Genomic DNA, 1457 nt, shown 5'->3' on the forward strand with positions numbered 1-1457 from the left:
TTGGAGAATCGTGTGGCGTTCGCGTCACCACTGTTCTTGCCATGGGCGACCAGCTCCTGGAACAACAGCTTGCGCTTCACGGTATCGAACACCCACAGGCGCGGCTCCGAGGACGGCTTCGAATAATCGATCACGGCCAGGCGGTCGGAGGGGGCACCACCCTGTGTCTGCGCGCATTCCGATGCCTGGACGGCAAGTCCGATCACCTTGGGGTCGGCGGAGGGCGCCAGCTTGGCCAGTGCATCGCCAAGCGTGTCGGCGGCGTGGGCCTGGGCGGGGAGGAAGCATACGGCGCCGAGCAGCGGCGCGGACGCGATAAGCGTTCGGAGCGATCGAATCATGCGGTGAGCCGGGTGGTGTTGCGACGGGGCATCCTAACGCGCTGATCATTTATTGACCACAACACCGTCACATCGCTGCCCTTGAACTGTGTGAAAGCGTGCAGGTACACCAACGAATCTGGAATCGATAGATAATGACTATGGAAAAATACGTACACGGCAGGCTTTGCGTATCGCTCATGGCCGCCCTCCTGCCGCTTTCCGTCGCGGCGCAAGCACCGCCAAGTGCGGCCTCCGCGGCGTCGCCACCGCCGATCGTGGCCCAGCTACCCGCCACCGCAGCCACCGTCGCGGCACCCACGCCCCCACCCGCCGACGACCTCGTGGGTACGGCGATTTACGGACGCATCCAGCAGATGACCCCTCTGCAGGGCGGTCCCCTGAGCCGGCCGAATGCCGCACTCGGTAAGGCGGTGAGCGACTTCTACGCCCAGCGCCACTTCACCGCCGCGTGGTCCCAGCCCGCTAACGTCCAGCAGTTGCTGGCCGGCCTCGCCTCGGTCGAAGGCGACGGTCTGCTTCCGGACGATTACGGCCTGCCCGCCCTGAAAGCCACCACGGAGGCGCCCGACTGGGCCACGGCTTCACCCGAGCGGCGTGCGGATTTCGATGTCGCCGCGACTGGTGCGTACATCACCGCACTGGTCCAGTTGGCACGCGGCAAGGTGGACCCCATGCGCCTGGACCCCACCTGGAACTTCGACCCCGCCTCGATCGATGCACAGCAGGGCATGTCCATGCTGCAGACCGCGATCGACGAAAGCAGCGTGGACCAGGCCTTCGCCATGGCACGTCCGCAAAACCCGCTCTATGCCCAACTGCGCGACGCACTCACGCAGTTGCGCGCCACCGCAGCCCAGGGCGGTTGGCCCCTGGTTCCCGATGGCCCGTCGTTGAAGCCGGGCATGAAGGATCCACGTGTGGGTGCACTGAGGGCGAGGCTCGTCGCCGGAGGCTACCTGGACCCTACCCTCGCCCACGGGGATCGCTATGACTCGCCCTTGACCGACGCCGTAAAGCGCTTCCAGGCCGATCAGTACATGGACGCCGACGGCAGCGTCGGTACCGATACGCTCGCGGCACTGAACGTACCGGTCGAAACACGCATCGGCCAGG

At 65.8% G+C, this 1457-nt stretch carries 2 protein-coding genes; one reads left to right on the plus strand and one right to left on the minus strand.

Annotated elements, in window-relative coordinates; genetic code table 11:
* The coding region (locus tag AC1DSN_RS22550; RefSeq protein WP_477333050.1) for a murein L,D-transpeptidase catalytic domain-containing protein at positions 1-341 on the minus strand (341 nt) is incomplete at its 3' end.
* Positions 342-475: 134 nt separating this feature from the next.
* On the opposite strand from AC1DSN_RS22550, the gene AC1DSN_RS22555 reads away from it, so the two are divergent.
* Positions 476-1457: L,D-transpeptidase scaffold domain-containing protein (locus AC1DSN_RS22555; RefSeq protein WP_477333052.1), on the plus strand; the 982-nt coding region annotated here is incomplete at its 3' end.

This window comes from Luteibacter sp. P4_D7_3, assembly GCF_056401735.1.